Origin of the sequence: Streptomyces sp. NPDC017979 (assembly GCF_044328175.1) — a bacterium.
Taxonomy (GTDB): Bacteria; Actinomycetota; Actinomycetes; order Streptomycetales; family Streptomycetaceae; genus Streptomyces.
This window is the reverse complement of sequence record NZ_JBIRGU010000003.1, coordinates 146,585-163,871: the sequence shown is the minus strand read 5'-3', so window position 1 is coordinate 163,871 and position 17,287 is coordinate 146,585. Positions and strand designations below refer to the sequence as shown.

Below are 17,287 nucleotides of genomic sequence, written 5' to 3'. Positions count from 1 at the left end.
GATGGCGCATCCCCCACCATGGCGGGTTTCCGCCATGGTCACATCACATCTGTCGGCTCCCCTCCCCAAAACCCCGCCCCGTGCGAAAAGCTGAGCGGTCGTCCGGCACCGAATTCCGGACTGATGTTCGCTGTGTCCTCCTTCACAACAGGGATGCTGATGACCCCCGAATCCCAGAGCTCCATATCCGGAAGCTCCACGCCCGGGCGCAGACGCGCGGCCCGCATGGCAGCCGCCGCGTCGCTGGTGACGGCGCTGGTCGCCACCGGTGCGGCACCGGCGTTCGCCACCACCCCGGCCGACCCCGACCCCGCCGCCGGGGCGAAGGCCGTCCAGCCCGCCGAGAAGAAGCTCGGCTCCGCTGACGTCGAGCTGCTCGCCGAGGCCGAGGCCAAGGGCGAGAAGCACGTCACGGTGATGGTGGCCACCGCCCCCGGCTCGACCGAGCCCGTGGCGCAGCAGTTGGACGCCGTCGACGGTGCGTCCGTCGGCAAGACGTACGACGCACTCGGCTACGTGCGGGCCACCCTGCCCACCGCGAAGGCGGAGGCCGCCCTCAAGGCCGCCGCCAAGCTCCCCAGCGTCCACGGCATCGACCTCAAGCACGAGGTGAAGCTGGACGACCCGACGCCGGCGGGCGACACCACGAAGGCCGCCGGCACCGCCGGCAAGCAGGGCAAGAGCTACCCGGCGCCGGGCAAGCACACGCCCGCGAAGAACCCGTACAACCCGTCGTTCGAGACGGGCGCGGTCGACTTCGTGAAGAAGCACCCGAAGTACGACGGCCGCGGCATCACCATCGGCGTCCTGGACTCCGGCGTGGACATCGCCCACCCGGCGCTGCAGAAGACCACCACCGGCGAGCGCAAGATCGTCGACTGGGTCACCGCGACGGACCCGGTGTACGACGGCGACGGCACCTGGCGGCAGATGCGGCTGGAGGTGAAGGGCCCGTCGTTCACCGTGAACGGCCGCGCCTACACCGCCCCCGCCGGCACGTACAAGTTCAACCTCTTCGCCGAGTCCGCCACCCGCGGCGGCGACATGGCCGGCGACCTCAACCGGGACGGCGACACCACCGACGTGTGGGCGATGCTGTACGACCCGGCGCAGGGCACGGTCCGGGTGGACCTGAACAACGACGCCGACTTCGGCAACGACACCGCCATGAAGCCGTACAAGGACGGCTTCCAGGTCGGCTACTTCGGCAAGGACGACCCGGCGACCCCGGTCGTCGAGCAGATCCCCTTCGTGATCGAGCTCCGCAAGGACGTCGTCTACAACCCCGACACCGGCGCCAAGGCGGACTACGCCTCCATCGGCGTCATCGAGGGTTCGCACGGCTCCCACGTCGCCGGCATCACCGCCGCCAACGGCCTGTTCGGCGGGAAGATGAACGGCGCCGCGCCCGGCGCCAAGATCGTCTCCTCCCGGGCCTGCACCTGGAGCGGCGGCTGCACCAACATCGCCCTCACCGAGGGCCTGGCGGACCTGGTGATCAACCGGGGCGTCGACATCGTCAACATCTCCATCGGCGGACTGCCGGCGCTCAACGACGGCAACAACGCCCGCGCCGAGCTGTACAACCGGCTGATCGACACCTACGGCGTCCAGTTGGTGATCTCCGCGGGCAACGACGGCCCCGGCACCAACACCCTCGGGGACCCCGGCGTCACCACCAAGGCGATCTCCGTCGGCGCGTCCATCTCCAAGGAGAGCTGGGCCGCGAACTACGGCTCGCAGGTGACGAAGAAGTACCAGATGATGCCCTTCTCCTCGCGCGGCCCGCGTGAGGACGGCGGCTTCACGCCCACCATCACCGGCCCCGGCTCGGCGATCCAGACCACCCAGACCTGGTCCCCCGGCGGCCCCGTGAAGGAGGCCGGCTACCAGCTCCCGCCCGGCTACTCCATGCTCCAGGGCACCTCGATGTCCTCGCCGCAGGTCGCGGGCGCCAGCGCGCTGCTGCTGTCGGCCGCCAAGCAGCGCGGCATCGACCTGACCCCGGCGAAGCTGCGGACCGCCCTGACCAGCACCGCGAACAAGATCCCCGGGGTGCAGGCGCACGAGCAGGGCGCCGGTCTGATGGACACCGTCGAGGCGTGGGAGTCCATCACGGACGGCGTCGGCGCCCACGAGTACGCCGTGAAGGCGCCCGTGGACACCGCGATCGACTTCGCGCTGAAGGACCCGGGCTTCGGCACCGGCCTGTACGACCGCGAGGGCGGGCTGAAGGTCGGCCAGTCCAAGACGTACGACATCACCGTCACCCGCACCACCGGCCCCAAGGGCTCCGTGTGGCACGAGCTGGACTGGCGGAACAACGACGGCACCTTCCGGCTGCTCACCGGTGACAAGGTGCGGCTGCCGCTGAACCAGCCGGTGACCGTGACCGTGCAGGCCCGGCCGAAGTCGGTCGGCGTGCACTCGGCGATCCTGGAGGCGGACGACCCGCGCACCGAGGGCGTCGACAAGCAGATCATGTCGACCGTCGTCGTCTCCACGCCGCTGGCGGCCCCCTCGCACGCGTTCTCCGCGGCCGGCTCCGTCCAGCGCAACAGCTCGACGTCGTACTTCATCAACGTGCCCGCGGGCGCGAAGAACCTGGAGGTCGCGCTCGGCGGGTTGGCGAAGGACAGCCAGACGCGCTTCATCAGCATCCACCCGTACGGGGTGCAGATGGAGGACAGCGCCACCATCTTCTGCTACCCGAACTACGAGAGCCCGACCAACACCTGCCGTCCCGACCTGCGGTCCTACGCCGACCCGACGCCGGGCGTGTGGGAGATCGAGGTCGAGTCGCGGCGCACCTCGCCGCTGCTGAACAACCCGTACAAGCTGGACGTGACGCTGCTGGGTGCGGACTTCGACCCGGCGATCACCACGCTCCCCGAGGTGAAGGTCGGCACGCCGGCCCCGGTCGACTGGAAGGTCACCAACAAGGTCGCGCCCGTCGACGGCAAGCTGGCCGGCGGCTCCCTCGGCTCGGCGAAGGTGACCCGCCCCACCATCAAGCAGGGCGAGTCGCACGAGACCACGGTCACCGTCGGTGCCGGCGTCGAGCGGCTGGACATCGCGATCGGCAACACCTCCGACCGCGGCGCCGACCTGGACCTGTCGGTCTACAACGAGGCCGGGGTGCGCGTCGGGTCCGCCGCGGACGCGGACTCCGAGGAGGCCGTGAGCCTGGTGAAGCCCGCTGCGGGCACCTACACGATCGTGGTCGACGGCTACGCCGTGGCCGCGGGCGGCACCGAGTACGACTACCGCGACGTGTTCTTCGCCCCGTCGCTCGGCGAGCTGAAGGTCGACCCGAACAAGCCGGTCAAGCTCGGCAGCGGCGAGTCGGCGCAGGTCGCCGCGGAGGTCGTGGTGGCCGGTCCGGCCCCCGAGGGACGGCAGTTCTTCGGCGAGGTGCGGCTGGTGAACGCGCGCGGCACGGCGGCGGGCGCCGGCAGCGTGGTGATCGGGAAGGTCATCCCGTAACGAACGGTGACACATGGCGATGATCCGTAGCACTCCATGACGGATCGGCCAGGAGGGGCGGGTGCCGGCGACGGCGCCCGCCCCTCCCCCGTTGCGTCCCCCTCGTGCCCGGCCCCGAAATGTTCGACTCGTCACATGTTCCGCCCCTTGGACAATGGACTGGACAAGCCGGCCGTGGGGACACGCATCATGGAGCGGCACCCGTCGCCAGCGGATCAACGTGGATCTCGCAGATCAGAACGTACGAAGGAGTCTTCCGTGAGGGTCGGAATCGTCGGAGCCACCGGTCAGGTGGGCACGGTCATGCGCAGGATCCTCGCGGAGCGCAAGTTCCCCGCCGAGGAGCTGCGGCTGTTCGCATCCGCCCGCTCCGCCGGCTCCACCATCACGTGGGAGGGCCGGGAGATCACCGTCGAGGACGCCTCCGTCGCCGACTACAGCGGGCTCGACATCGTCCTGTTCTCGGCGGGCGGCGCCACCTCGCGCGCGCTGGCGGAGAAGGTCGCGGGGCAGGGCCCGGTCGTGATCGACAACTCGTCCGCGTGGCGGATGGACCCCGAGGTCCCGCTGGTCGTCTCCGAGGTGAACCCGCACGCGGTCAAGGACCGCCCCAAGGGCATCATCGCCAACCCGAACTGCACCACCATGGCCGCGATGCCGGTGCTCAAGCCGCTGACGCTGGAGGCCGGGCTGACCTCCCTGGTCGCCACCACCTACCAGGCCGTGTCCGGCTCCGGGCTGGCCGGCGTCGCCGAGCTGGACGGCCAGGTGAAGCAGACCGTGGAGGAGGCGGCGGCCCTCACCCACGACGGCGACGCGGTCTCCTTCCCCGAGCCCGGCGTCTACAAGCGCCCCATCGCCTTCAACGTGCTGCCGCTCGCCGGCAACGTCGTCGACGACGGCTCCTTCGAGACGGACGAGGAGCAGAAGCTCCGCAACGAGTCCCGCAAGATCCTGGAGCTGCCGGAGCTGAAGGTCTCCGGCACCTGCGTGCGCGTCCCGGTCTTCACCGGCCACTCGCTCCAGATCAACGCCCGCTTCGCCGGGCCGCTGAGCGTGGAGCGCGCCTACGAGCTGCTGGCCGAGGCGCCGGGCGTGGAGCTCTCCGAGATCCCGACCCCCCTCCAGGCGGCGGGCAAGGACGTGTCGTACGTGGGCCGGCTGCGGGTCGACGAGACCGTGGAGCACGGCCTCGCGCTGTTCGTCTCGGGCGACAACCTGCGCAAGGGCGCGGCGCTGAACGCCGTGCAGATCGCGGAGCTGGTCGCGGACGAGCTGTCCGCACAGAAGTAGGCACCGCGCCGCATTGACGGACGGTCGGCCCCGCCCCGGTGCACGGGTGCGGGGCCGACGCGTGCCCGGGGGCGTACGGGCACGTCACCGCCCGCCGCGCAGCTCCAGGACGTACGCGGCGGTGAGCGCGACGGCGCGGTCCGCGTCCTGCGTCAGCTCGACGAGCGCGCGCGCCGCGGTGGCGCCGGGGACGTCCGCGAGCGCCTGCGTCAGCCGTCGCCGCCCGGCCGGGTCCCCGCGGGTGGCGGCCAGCCGGTCGACGAGCGCGGCGGCGATCAGCTCCGCCCCGTCGGGGCCGTGTGCGAGCGTGCCCAGCGCATCGGCCGCGTCGACGTCGTTCGTCCCTTCGACGACCATGTCGACGAGGGTGGGCACGGCCTCGGTCGCCCCGCGGGCGGCGAGCACCGGCGCGGCCCGGCGCCGGACCGCGGCGTCCGGGTGGGCGAGGGCGTCCCGCAGCAGCGCGGTCGCCGCACCCTCGGAGAACTCGGCGATGGACTGCACGGCCCGCTCGCGCACCTCGGCCACCGGCGAGCGCAGGCCCTTCGCCAGCAGCGCGAGCCCCCGCTCGCCGGACTGCGCAAGGGCCCACCGCAGCGCCCCGGCCACGTTCGGATCGCTCTCCCCGAGCACCGAGTCCACCAGGCCCTCCACCGGCACCGGGGCTTCGGCGACCGCGGTGAGGGCGGCGCGCTGGCGCTTGCCGGCGCTCTCCGAGTCCAGCGCCTGGAGCAGGGCGACGACCTGGAGGACCTCCTCCCAGCCGGTGGGTTCGGCGGCCTCGATCCGTTGCAGCCGGGCGAGCAGCTCCGTCTCCGCCGCGATGCGTTCCAGGGTCCGCCGGGCGAGGTCCTCGACCAGCTCCGACGGCGTGAAGCCGGGGTCGTCGAGCGCCCGTTTGACCTCGTGCAGCGACAGCCCGAGGGACCGCAGGCTCTCGATGTGGAAGATGCGCTCGATGTCCGCGCCGGAGTACTCGCGGTAGCCGGCGTCGGTGCGCTCGGCCGGCCGCACCAGGCCGAGGGATTCGTAGTGGCGCAGCATCCGGGCGCTGACCCCGGACCGCCGCGCCACCTCACCGATCAGCACGGTCCCTCACCCCTGCGCGCCGTCGGGGCCGAGGACCGCGACGCGCTTGGCCTCCTCGACCGCCAGCGTGAAGCCAGCTTCCGGGTCTCGGTAGAGCTGCTCGGTGGCGGTCGCGTGGGCGCGCACGGCCGGGTCGGGGTGCTGCGCCGCGGCGTGCAGCAGCGGCAGCACCCCTTCGCCCAGTCCGATCAGCGCCCGGCTGAGGCTGAGCCGGGTCTCCCGGCTGCCGCGGGCGAACTGCGTCGTCAGCACCTCGGCGAGCGCGTGCTCCCCGCCGTCGGGCACCAACGCGACCGCGGTCCGCCAGGCGGCCCGCGCCACCTCGTCGTCGGCGTCCAGCAGCAGGTCCCGGGTGATCGACGGCCAGGTCCGCGGGTCGCCGATCTTCGACAGGGTGTGCAGCGCCTGGCTACGGGCCCGGGCGAGCGGCGAGCGGAGTTCGGGCAGCAGCCGGGGGACGGTCGCGGCCGGGTCGTGGCGGGTGAGCGCCCACGTCAGCATCTCCCGTACGGAGAACTCCGGCTCGACCGCGCACCGCGCCACGAGCGGGTCCACGGCGGCGGCGTGGGGGTTCGTACCGATCGCCAGCGCGGCGCGCAGCCGTACGGACGCGTCGCCGTCCCCGAGCGCCCCGAGCGCCCGCCCCATCTCTGCGGTCATCCGGACCACCTCCTTGCCCCCAGTGAAGAGCTTGCCACCGTGTCAAGGTCAAGCGGTGTCCTCGTGCGCCCGGCCGGCGCCACGGTTTCGCCGTGCGGCGGGCGGGGTTGTCGCGTCTGCGGCCGGTGGTGGGTCGCTCGCGCAGGTGCGATGCCTGCGGCCCGTCGCGTGATGACCGGGCCGCCCGCGAGCGACCTGCTGCGCATCCCCGTAGGTTCGGGTCATGAGCCGAACGGACCGTGTCAGCAAGGTCATCGCCGCATCTCCGGCGGCCGTCTACGAAGCGCTGCTCGACCCCGCCGCCCTGGAGGCGTGGCTGCCGCCGGAGGGCATGAGCGGGCGGATCGAGCGCTGGGACCCGCGGCCCGGTGGCGGATTCCGGATGGTCCTCACCTATCTCGACCCCACCGACAGCCCGGGCAAGTCGTCGGACGCGACGGACGTCGTCGAGGTCGGCTTCGTCGACCTGGTGCCGGCCGAACGCGTGGTGCAGCGGGCGGAGTTCGAGGCCGACGACCCGGCGTACGCCGGCGTCATCACGCTGACCTGGGCGCTGGCCGCGGTCGACGCCGGCACCGAGGTGACCGTCACCGCCGCCGACGTGCCGCCCGGCATCAGCAGGGCCGACCACGAGGCGGGGCTCGGCTCCTCACTGGCCAATCTGGCGGCGCACGTCACCGGTGTCTAAGCCTGCGGACAGGTGTTCAAGCCTTTGTCGAGCGCCCGCGGGGAACAATGAAGACGACCTCGTCCTTCTCCGGGCGGGGCGTTGGGCATCTAGGCATCGACCGGAGGTCGGACGGGTGAGCGGGTTGGAGACGCACGAGCTGCGCTGCTTCATCGTGCTGTCCGAGGAACTGCACTTCGGACGCACCGGGCGGCGGTTGTACATCACGCAGAGCCGGGTCAGCCAGCTCCTCGCTGCGCTGGAGCGCCGGATCGGAGTCCGTCTGGTGGAGCGGACCAGCCGACGCGTGAGCCTGACCCCCTTCGGCGAACGCTTCCTCACGGAGCTTCGCCCGGCGTACGAGCACCTGGAGTCGGTGGTCGAAGCGGCCCGGGAGGCGGCGCGGGATGCGGCCGGGAACCGCACGGGCACCCTGCGGATCGGCTTCCAGTGCGCGGCGGACGGCGAGCTGACGCGGGCGGTCGCCGCGTTCCGCGAGGCGTGGCCGCAGACGGAGACGCAGGTCACGGAAGTGCCGCTGGCGGACCCCTTCGGGGCGCTGCGCCGCGGCGAGGTGGACACGGCGGTCGTGCTGCTGCCGGTCGAGGAACCGGACCTTGAGGTCGGCCCGGCCTTCGCCGCGCAGCAGCAGTCCCTGGCGATGTGCACCGCCCACCCGTACGCCTCGCTGCCCTCCCTGCCCGCCGCCGCCCTGCCCACCGCACGCCTGATCTCCCCGGCCGCACCCGCCCCCGCGTACTGGCGCGCGGCGCGGGCCCCGGGCGGCGGGGACGGCCCGGTGGCGTCCACGGTCCAGGAGGGCCTGACGCTGGTGGGCGCGGGCGTCGGCACGATGCTGCTGTGCCGCGCGTCCGCGGAGCGGTACGCCCGCGATGGCGTCACGTTCGTCCCGGTGGACGGCCTCCCGCCGGCGTCCCTGGCCCTCGTCTGGCGCCGCGGCGCATCGACCCCCCTGATCGAAGCGTTCGCCACGGCCCTGACCGCTCCGACGCGCAACCTGGCCGCGGCGTAGCGCCCTCCGGGCGGGTGGGTTCGGAGCTTCCGTCGCCCCAACGCGCAGTTCCTCCCCTGCGCCCCCGGAAGACCGCGGTTGCACCGTGCCGGGTGCGTGGTCACGGCGTCTGCGGCCTGGCGGTCGGCTGGTCGTGCAGTTCCCCGCGTGCGCCCCCGAAGGACCGCGGTCGCGCCGTAGCAGGTACGCGTTCACGGCGTCTGCGGCCCGGTGGTGGGCTGTTCGCGCAGTTCCCCGCGCCCCTGTTTCGCCTCCCCCCGGTCTCAAGCCTGCGGCCTGGCGGTGGGCTCGGCGCGCAGTTCTGCCCCCTATGCCCAGAGGGCATGGAGGACCCTCAGCGCCGTTGATGTGCTCCCCCCGGCCTTCGTCTGCGGACTGGAGGAGAACTCCCCGGGGCGCGAGGCCCATCGGCCCGCAGACTTGCGGCAGGGGAAGCGAAACAGGGGCGCGGGGAACTGCGCGACCAGCCCACCACCGGGCCGCAGACGCCGTGACCGCGTACCCGGCACGGTGCAACCGCGGCGCGAACCCGCCCCGCACACCCGCGGTGCGAACCCGCATTACCCCTTCCGCGCCTCGAAGAGGAAGCAGCCGAATTCCAGCGCACGCACGTGCACCAGCACCACGCCCTCCTCGGTGAACGCCTCGCCCAGCGCCCGGCCGATGGCCGCGTCCGGGTCCGCCGGGAGCTCCAGCATCCGGCCGCCGACGATGCGGCCCTGCGCGTCGTACTTGCGCAGCACCCGCAGCGCGCCCGTTCGGGCGAAGGGGTACCCCTCCGGCCCCTCCACCGGCCCCCCGCACTCCTGCGCGTGGATGAAGACCGGGCCCTGCTCGTCGTACGCACCGGGCCGCGCCCCCCGCTCCGCTGCCCAGCGCCGCAGCGGGGCGTACGACACCAGCGCGATGGAGTCGCCCTGTTCGCTCCCGCGCAGGCAGCACCGCAGGGGTCGCCCGCCGCGGTCGTCGGTGAAGGGGACGCAGGGGCGCCCCGCGTCGTCGGTGGCACGCAGTTCCGCGAGGGCACCGGCCCCGATCGGCAGCGGGCGGTGGGTGGTGGGGGCCGCAGAGGCGGTCGTCGTCGTCATGCGACGAGCCTCCCCCACCCCGCCCTCCCCGTCCGGCGGGATTCGGACGTCGCATTGCCCCAGGTCACGGCCCGGCGGATACTCACACGCCGGCACCGCACCCGCCATGGAAGGATGGCCGCAAACACCACATATATCCGAGGAGACACCGCGTGCCTGGCACGAATCTGACCCGCGAAGAGGCGCAGCAGCGGGCGCGCCTGCTCACCACCCACTCGTACGAGGTCGACCTCGATCTGAGCGGGGCGCAGCAGGGCGGCATGTACCGCTCGGTGACCACGGTCCGCTTCGACTGTGCCGAGGCGAACGCGCACACCTTCATCGACCTGGTGGCGCCCGCCGTGCACGAGGTCGTCCTGAACGGCAACGTCCTCGACGTCGCCGCCGTCTTCCGGGACTCCCGGATCGACCTGAAGCACCTGCCGCAGGGCCCGAACGAGCTGACGGTCGTCGCGGACTGCGCGTACACGAACACCGGCGAGGGCCTGCACCGCTTCGTCGACCCGGTCGACGAGCAGGCGTACCTGTACACCCAGTTCGAGGTGCCGGACGCGCGCCGGGTCTTCGCGAACTTCGAGCAGCCGGACCTGAAGGCGACGTTCCAGTTCACCGTGAAGGCCCCGCAGGGCTGGACCGTGATCTCGAACTCGCCGACGCCCGAGCCGACGGGCCCCGGGGGCGACGTGTGGCGCTTCGAGCCGACGCCGCGGATGTCGACGTACGTCACGGCCCTGATCGTCGGCCCGTACCACTCGGTGCACAGCAGTTACGAGCAGGACGGGCAGACCGTCCCGCTGGGCATCTACTGCCGGCCGTCGCTGGCGGAGCACCTGGACGCGGACGCGATCTTCGAGGTCACCCGGCAGGGCTTCGCGTGGTTCCAGGAGAAGTTCGACTACCCGTACCCCTTCGCCAAGTACGACCAGCTCTTCGTGCCGGAGTTCAACGCCGGCGCGATGGAGAACGCGGGCGCGGTGACCATCCGCGACCAGTACGTCTTCCGCTCGAAGGTGACGGACGCCGCGTACGAGGTGCGCGCGGAGACGATTCTGCACGAGCTGGCCCACATGTGGTTCGGCGACCTGGTCACCATGGAGTGGTGGAACGACCTGTGGCTGAACGAGTCGTTCGCCACCTACACCTCCATCGCCTGCCAGGCCGCGGCGCCCGGCTCGCGCTGGCCGCACTCGTGGACGACGTTCGCGAACTCCATGAAGACCTGGGCGTACCGTCAGGACCAGCTCCCGTCCACGCACCCGATCATGGCCGAGATCCGGGACCTGGACGACGTCCTGGTGAACTTCGACGGCATCACGTACGCCAAGGGCGCGAGCGTGCTGAAGCAGCTCGTGGCGTACGTCGGTGAGGACGAGTTCTTCCGCGGCGTCCAGGCGTACTTCAAGGCGCACGCCTTCGGCAACACCCGGTTGAGCGATCTGCTGGGCGCGCTGGAGGAGACCTCCGGACGCGACCTGAAGACCTGGTCCAGCAAGTGGCTGGAGACCGCGGGCATCAACGTGCTGCGCCCCGAGGTCGAGACGGACGCCGACGGCGTCGTCACCTCCTTCGCGGTGCGCCAGGAGGCCCCGGCGCTGCCGGCGGGGGCGACGGGCGAGCCGACGCTGCGTCCGCACCGGATCGCGATCGGCTGCTACGACCTGGACGGCGACGGCCGGCTGGTGCGGACGAACCGCATCGAACTGGACGTCGACGGCGAGCTGACGGACGTGCCGTTCCCGGCGGGCACCCGGCGTCCCGCGGTGATCCTGCTGAACGACGACGACCTGTCGTACGCGAAGGTCCGGCTCGACGAGGCGTCGCTGAAGGTCGTCACCGAGCACCTGGGCGACTTCGTCGAGTCCCTGCCGCGCGCGCTGTGCTGGGCGTCCGCGTGGGACATGACGCGCGACGGCGAGCTGGCGACCCGCGACTACGTCTCGCTGGTGCTGTCCGGCATCGGCAAGGAGACCGACATCGGCGTGGTGCAGTCGCTGCACCGCCAGGTGAAGCTGGCGATCGACCTGTACGCGGCGCCGGCCGCGCGGCCGGCGCTGCTGGACACCTGGGCGCGGGAGGCGCAGGAGCGGCTGCGTGCGGCCGCGGCGGGCAGCGACCACCAGCTCGCGTGGGCGCGGGCGTTCGCGGGCGCGGCCCGTACGGACGACCAGCTCGACCTGCTGCGCGCGCTGCTGGACGGCACCGAGACCGTCGACGGCCTGACCGTCGACGCCGAGCTGCGCTGGACGCTGGTGGAGCGGCTGGCGGCGACGGGCCGACTGGACGAGGCGGGCATCGCCGCGGAGTACGAGCGGGACCGCACCGCGGCGGGCGAGCGGCACGCGGCGACGGCGCGCGCCGCGCGGCCGACGGCGGAGGCGAAGGCCGAGGCGTGGGCGTCGGTCGTGGACCGCGACGACCTGCCGAACGCGATGCAGGAGGCGGTGATCGCGGGCTTCGTCCAGACGGACCAGCGGGAGCTGTTGGCGCCGTACGCGGAGAAGTACTTCGCGGCGGTCAAGGGCGTGTGGGAGTCCCGCAGCCACGAGATGGCGCAGCAGGTGGCGATCGGGCTCTACCCGTCGCTCCAGGTGTCGCCGGCGACGCTGGCGGCGACGGACGCGTGGCTGGCGTCGGCGGAGCCGAACGCCGCGCTGCGGCGTCTGGTGCTGGAGTCGCGCGCTGGCGTCGACCGCGCCCTCCGCGCCCAGGCCGCGGACGAGGCTTCCCGCGCCTGACCCCCACCCGGGCCCCTGGAGCCTCCCGCTCCGGGGGCCCGCCCCTTTTCGGGGCCCTGCCGTCGCGGGAGCGGTCTTACGCAGGGGCGCTGGGGCGGTCTTTGAGAACGCTGAGGCCCCGGCCACGCGCCGTAGCACTAACGCCCGTACCCCGACTGCGGCCCGTCTGTGGTTGTTCGCACAGTTCCGCCCCCTGTGTCCTGCGGGCACGGGGGGACCCCCAGCGCCCCTGCTTCGCTGCCCCCGTCACTTGCCTGCGGGCCGGGGCAGGGGTTTGGGGGCGCTGGGGTCCCCCATGCCCTCTGGGCATGGGGGGGGGCGGAACTGCGCGAACAGCCCACCACCGGGCCGCAGAGACCAACGCACCCGCAGGAACCGCACACGGGGCACACGCAAAACGACCCGGTCGCAAGGCACGACCGGGCCGGTTCGAGAAGCGAACGCGCGTTAGTTCTGGGGCTTGCGGGACTTGTCCAGGATCATGACGGCGAAGGTGATCGCCAGGAAGATCGCCAGGGGGAGAAAGACGAAGAGGCCCAGCGTCTCGGCCACGCTCAGGCCGGGACCCGGGTCGTCACCGTCGTCGCGGGTCAGCGCCAGCGCGGGCGACGACAGGAGCAGCATCATCAGCGTCGTACCGGCCGCGACGGTGCCGGCGCGCAGAGCGTTCTTCTTGTCCACGGTGACCAACGTAGCGAACGGCTTCGGGGGGCGCGCGCCCGGGGGTGCCATACGTGCCGCACGGACCCGCCGCGGCCCGGTCACGCCCCCGGGCCCGGACCCCCCGCCCAGACGCCGTGCGCCGTGGGCTCGCTGGTCAGCGAGGGGATGTCGACCAGCGGCGGCTCGCTGGTGAGCGGTACGGGACCGGGTAGCGGCGGCTCGCTCGTCAGCGGCGCGGGGTAGTCCTCGGGGCCGGGACCGGGGCCGAGGTCGAAGTCGGGCGCCGGGACCGGGTGGGTCAGGGCAGAGAGCAGCAGGTGGGCGGCGGGCGCGGTCATGATCGTCACTCCTCGAAGGACGGTAACGGTTCGGACCGCGCCTACCCAGGGGAAGCGATCCCAGACCCCCGGACTCCGCCGCACCTCGCCCTCACACGCATAAGCCGCAGATCGCCCAGCTCCGTTGACACGTCCCAGCCAGGGTGATGGGCTCGTTACCGTTCAGAGACCTCGGAGTGATGCGTGATGGGTGACGGCGTGCGGTTCACGCGCGGAAGCGGGAGGCGACGGGCCACCGCCCTCGCCGTCGCAGTGGTCGGCGGACTCCTCGGCGGCGGTCAGGGGACCGCGGTCGCCCAGCCCGCCGCGCCGGGCAGCGCGCCCCGGGCCACGACCGTCCCCGCGTCCGCCGCCGCCCCGCCCTCCGTGTGGCCCCGCCCACAGTCGATGAAGGCGCGCGGTGCCGCGCTGCCGCTGGGCGGCGAAGTGAGCGTGGTCGCGGACGCGGCCGCCGATCCGTACGCCGTGGACCTGGCCCACCGGGTGCTGCGGGACGCCGGCGTGCGCACGACCTCCACCCGCGCCGCACCGCCCGGCGGCCGCGGCCCCGTCCTGCACCTCGGCGGCGTCGGCGCGGAGCTCGCGCTGCGGGCGCTCGCCCCGGGCGCGTCCGCGCCGGGGGGTCTGCCCGCCGGCGGCTACCGCCTCGCGTCGGGCCGGCTCGACGGCCGGGTGACGGTCGCCGTCGACGGCGTCGACGCGGCCGGCCTGTTCCACGGCGTCCAGACCCTGCGCCAACTCGTCGGCCGCGGCACGATCGCCGAGGTCGCCGTGCGCGACTGGCCCGGCACGGCGGTCCGCGGCACGACGGAGGGCTTCTACGGCGAGCCGTGGCCCCACCGGCAGCGGCTGGCCCAGCTCGACTTCATGGGCCGCACCAAGCAGAACCGCTATCTGTACGCCCCGGGCGACGACCCCTTCCGGCAGGCGCGCTGGCGCGACGCGTACCCCGCCGAGGCCCGGGCCGAGTTCCGGGAGTTGGCCGAGCGGGCGCGGCGCAATCACGTCACGCTCGCCTGGGCGGTCGCGCCGGGCCAGGAGATGTGCTTCTCCGACGACGGGGACGTACGCGCCCTGACGCGGAAGGTCGACGCGATGTGGGCGTTGGGCGTGCGCGCGTTCCAGCTCCAGTTCCAGGACGTCAGCTACAGCGAGTGGCACTGCGGCCGGGACGCGGAGGCGTTCGGCCGCGGCCCCGAGGCGGCGGCGCGGGCGCAGGCGCGCGTCGCGGACGCGGTCGCCCGGCACCTGGCGGAGCGCCACCCGGGCGCCGAGCCGCTGTCGCTGATGCCGACGGAGTTCTACCAGGACGGGGAGACGGCGTACCGGCGCACGCTGGCCGAGGAGTTGGACGGGCGGGTCCAGGTGGCGTGGACCGGCGTCGGGGTGGTGCCGCGGACGATCACCGGCGGTGACGTGGCGAAGGCGCGCGCCGCCTTCGGGCACCCGCTGGTGACGATGGACAACTACCCCGTGAACGACTACGAGCAGGACCGGCTCTTCCTCGGCCCGTACACCGGCCGCGACCCGGCGGTGGCGGCGGGCTCGGCGGCGCTGCTGGCGAACGCGATGGAGCAGGCGTCCGCGTCCCGCATCCCGCTGTTCACCGCCGCGGACTACGCGTGGAACCCGAAGGGCTACCGGCCGCAGGAGTCGTGGCTGGCCGCCCTGGACGACCTCGCGGGCGGGGACGGTGCGGCGCGCGAGGCGCTGGGCGCGGTCGCCGGCCACCACACCTCGTCCGTGTTGAACGGCACCGAGTCCGGCCACCTCCAGCCGCTGCTGGACGCGTTCTGGCGCACCCGCGCCGCCGGCAACAAGGACCGGGACGAGGCCGCGGCGGCGCTGAAGGCGCAGTTCACCGCGGCGCGGGAGGCCCCCGGCAAGCTCACCGGCCCGGCGGAGGGCCGGTTGGACGACGAGATGCGGCCCTGGCTGGACCAACTGGCCCGCTACGGACGGGCCGGCGAACTCGCCGTCGAACTGCTCCAGGCCCAGGCGCGCGGTGACGGCGCAGCCGCCTGGGCGGCCTCGCTGGCGCTGGAGCCGTTGCGCCGGGAGTTGGCGGCGAGCCCCGCGGTGGTCGGCAAGGGCGTGTTGGGCCCCTTCGTGGACCGTGCGGTGCAGGAGGCCGCGCAGTGGACGGGCGCGGACCGGGTCGCGAAGGAGCAGGACGCGACGGGCGTGGTGGACTTCGGTCGCGTACGGCCGCTGGACACGGTCACGGTGATGACGGCGGCGACGGCCGCGGGCGCGCCGACCGGTCGGCTGGAGGCCCGCGCCCCGGGCGAGGGCTGGCGCACGGTCGCCGAGCTGTCCCCCACCGGCTGGACCCAAGTGCCCGCGAAGGCGCTGCGCGCGGACGCGCTGCGGGTGGTGGGGGCGACGGGCGTACGGGCCGTGGTTCCGTGGTTCGCGGACGTGCCCGCGGTCGGGCTCGACCTGCCGCGCACTCCGACGGACGCGGAGATAGGCGGCGGGCCGCAGCGCGTGGACGTGCGCCTCACCCCGCAGCGGCCCGCGGACGCGCGCGGCGCCCTGATCGCGAAGGCGCCGGCCGGGGTGAGCGTGAAGGTGCCCGACGGGACGGGCGTGGCGCGCGGCCGGGCCGCGACGGTCCCCGTCGAGGTCACGGTCGCGCCGGACGCGCCCGCTGGCACCTACCGCGTCCCGCTGTCCTTCGGCGGCGGACAACGGACCCTCACGGTCCGCGCCTTCCCCCGCACCGGCGGCCCCGACCTGCTGCGGCTGCCCGGCACGACCGCGTCCTCCTCCGGCGACGAGACGCCCGACTTCCCCGCGTCCGCCGCGCTGGACGGCGACGCGGGGAGCCGGTGGTCGTCCCCGTACGAGGACGGCGCCTGGTGGCAGGCGGAACTGGCCGCGCCGGTGCGGCTGGGCCAGGTCGTCGTGCACTGGCAGGACGCGTACGCCGCGCGCTACCGCGTCCAGGTCTCGTCCGACGGCCGCACGTGGCGTGACGCGGCGACGGTGCCGGTGGGCGCGGGCGGGCGGGAGTCGGTCCGGATGGACGCCCCCGACGTCCGCTTCGTCCGGGTGCAGGGGGACCAGCGCGCGACGCGCTTCGGCTACTCGTTCTTCGCAGTGGAGGCGTACGCGGTGGCACCCTGAGCGCGGCGCGTCGGGGTGGGGTGCGTCAGGGCTGGTGCCGCCACCAGAAGGACGCGGGTTGGAAGTGCCGGGTGACGCCGAGTTGTTGCCAGAGCGGGCGCAGGATCGCCCCTAGTTCGGGGTCGCCGTGGAGAAAGGCGTTCGGCAGTTGGACGTCGAAGCGCTCGGGCGTGGACGTCAGCAGCGCCGCCAACAGGTACTGCTCGGAGTACATCCGCCAGCGCCAGGACTCCGGATAGTCCGCGGGCAGCATGATGTCGTGCACCTGTATGAGCACTCCGGACTTCAGCTTCGGCAGGATCTCGAAGAAGAAGACCATGACGTCCGACCCCATGTGCAGCCGGTGCGACCCGTCGAGGAAGACGACGTCCCCGGCCTGGAGCTCCTCGAACACGTCGTGCTCCGCGTCCTGGAGCGGCACCCGGACCACCTCGTCGCACAGGGCGTCGATCTCGGCGCGCGGCGCCGGGTCGATGGACGTGATCCGGGTGTCCAGCCCGTGGTCGGAGACGGCCCGCCGGGCGAACATGGTGGAGTTGCCGGACCCGATCTCCAGATACCGCGCCGGGTTGGTCTGCGCGAGCACCCCGTAGAGCGAGAGCGCGTCCAGCGGCGGCAGCCAGGTGTTCCCCCAGTACGGGCTGGTCCCCCGCTCCCTGCCGTCGACGGGGATGCGCCCGAGGTGGTCCGCGAGGTCGAGGAAGCCGGTCAGCCGTTTCGCGTACTCCTCCCGCCCCCGTTCCAACACCTCCCGCACCGGACCCAGTTCGGCGCGGGGCTGCGGCGTGACCACGTGGTCCATGAAGACCGGTTTCATCAGACCGGCGGCCCACATGACCAGCCCGAAGGCGGTGGGCCTGCGCTCCAGCCGATCGAGCCCCCGCTGGATGGCGGGGAACTTCTCCCACATGGTGGGGGCCGGTTCGCGGACGGTGTCCAGGTTCTGTGCGCGCAAGGAGAGGGAGCCTTTCGGTCAGCGGTACGGCGGGCCGTGAAAGGACGTGCTCTGGGTTCGTGCGCTTGCCTCGGTGCGACCGGAGCACAGGGCTCCGGCCTCGATGATCCTTTCCCCGGGCGACCCGCGGCTATCCCTGGCGTTCGAT

General features: G+C 73.2%; 12 protein-coding genes. 6 read left to right on the top strand and 6 right to left on the bottom strand.

Annotation, left to right across the window (positions count from 1 at the left end; genetic code table 11):
* The first annotated feature begins 159 nt into the window (after positions 1 to 159).
* Together ACH4E8_RS10315 and ACH4E8_RS10310 are read left to right on the top strand one after the other, a co-directional pair.
* Complete coding sequence (locus ACH4E8_RS10315; protein WP_398446362.1) at positions 160 to 3,486, top strand: S8 family serine peptidase; 3,327 nt, start codon at positions 160 to 162, stop codon at positions 3,484 to 3,486.
* Positions 3,487 to 3,744: 258 nt separating this feature from the next.
* Positions 3,745 to 4,779, top strand: coding sequence for an aspartate-semialdehyde dehydrogenase (locus ACH4E8_RS10310; RefSeq protein ID WP_398446360.1), 1,035 nt, complete (start codon positions 3,745 to 3,747; stop codon positions 4,777 to 4,779).
* A gap of 84 nt (positions 4,780 to 4,863) precedes the next feature.
* On the opposite strand, the gene ACH4E8_RS10305 is transcribed toward ACH4E8_RS10310, so the two are convergent.
* Positions 4,864 to 5,868 (bottom strand): MerR family transcriptional regulator, encoded by a 1,005-nt coding sequence (locus ACH4E8_RS10305; protein ID WP_398446358.1) that lies wholly within the window; start codon positions 5,866 to 5,868, stop codon positions 4,864 to 4,866.
* Positions 5,869 to 5,874: 6 nt separating this feature from the next.
* On the bottom strand, positions 5,875 to 6,528 hold the full coding sequence (locus tag ACH4E8_RS10300; RefSeq protein ID WP_398446356.1) for a HEAT repeat domain-containing protein: 654 nt from the start codon (positions 6,526 to 6,528) through the stop codon (positions 5,875 to 5,877).
* Positions 6,529 to 6,751: 223 nt separating this feature from the next.
* Between ACH4E8_RS10300 and ACH4E8_RS10295 the strand changes: the two genes are divergently transcribed.
* Both ACH4E8_RS10295 and ACH4E8_RS10290 read left to right on the top strand, forming a co-directional pair.
* Entirely contained in the window at positions 6,752 to 7,216 is a 465-nt protein-coding gene (locus tag ACH4E8_RS10295; RefSeq protein ID WP_398446354.1) for an SRPBCC family protein, read from the top strand.
* A 115-nt stretch (positions 7,217 to 7,331) separates the two neighbouring features.
* Positions 7,332 to 8,228 (top strand): LysR family transcriptional regulator, encoded by an 897-nt coding sequence (locus ACH4E8_RS10290; RefSeq protein ID WP_398446352.1) that lies wholly within the window; start codon positions 7,332 to 7,334, stop codon positions 8,226 to 8,228.
* A 560-nt stretch (positions 8,229 to 8,788) separates the two neighbouring features.
* Here ACH4E8_RS10290 and ACH4E8_RS10285 read toward each other — a convergent pair.
* Positions 8,789 to 9,316, bottom strand: a complete 528-nt coding sequence (locus ACH4E8_RS10285; RefSeq protein ID WP_398446351.1) for a DUF1203 domain-containing protein — start codon at positions 9,314 to 9,316, stop codon at positions 8,789 to 8,791.
* Positions 9,317 to 9,468: 152 nt separating this feature from the next.
* Between ACH4E8_RS10285 and pepN the strand changes: the two genes are divergently transcribed.
* Positions 9,469 to 12,051 carry an aminopeptidase N gene (pepN, locus tag ACH4E8_RS10280; protein ID WP_398446349.1) on the top strand — a complete coding sequence of 861 codons (2,583 nt, stop codon included), beginning with the start codon at positions 9,469 to 9,471 and terminating at the stop codon, positions 12,049 to 12,051.
* Positions 12,052 to 12,498: 447 nt separating this feature from the next.
* Here the strand turns inward: pepN and ACH4E8_RS10275 are convergent, their stop codons facing one another.
* Together ACH4E8_RS10275 and ACH4E8_RS10270 are read right to left on the bottom strand one after the other, a co-directional pair.
* Positions 12,499 to 12,732, bottom strand: coding sequence for a hypothetical protein (locus tag ACH4E8_RS10275; RefSeq protein ID WP_361532462.1), 234 nt, complete (start codon positions 12,730 to 12,732; stop codon positions 12,499 to 12,501).
* 80 nt (positions 12,733 to 12,812) lie between these two features.
* A complete protein-coding gene (locus ACH4E8_RS10270; protein ID WP_398446347.1) occupies positions 12,813 to 13,052 on the bottom strand; it encodes a hypothetical protein in 240 nt (79 codons plus the stop codon).
* A gap of 186 nt (positions 13,053 to 13,238) precedes the next feature.
* On the opposite strand from ACH4E8_RS10270, the gene ACH4E8_RS10265 reads away from it, so the two are divergent.
* A complete protein-coding gene (locus tag ACH4E8_RS10265; protein ID WP_398446345.1) occupies positions 13,239 to 16,184 on the top strand; it encodes a beta-N-acetylglucosaminidase domain-containing protein in 2,946 nt (981 codons plus the stop codon).
* Between the two features lie 25 nt (positions 16,185 to 16,209).
* Here ACH4E8_RS10265 and ACH4E8_RS10260 read toward each other — a convergent pair whose 3' ends face one another.
* Positions 16,210 to 17,139, bottom strand: coding sequence for a class I SAM-dependent methyltransferase (locus tag ACH4E8_RS10260; protein WP_398446343.1), 930 nt, complete (start codon positions 17,137 to 17,139; stop codon positions 16,210 to 16,212).
* Between the last annotated feature and the right edge of the window lie 148 nt (positions 17,140 to 17,287).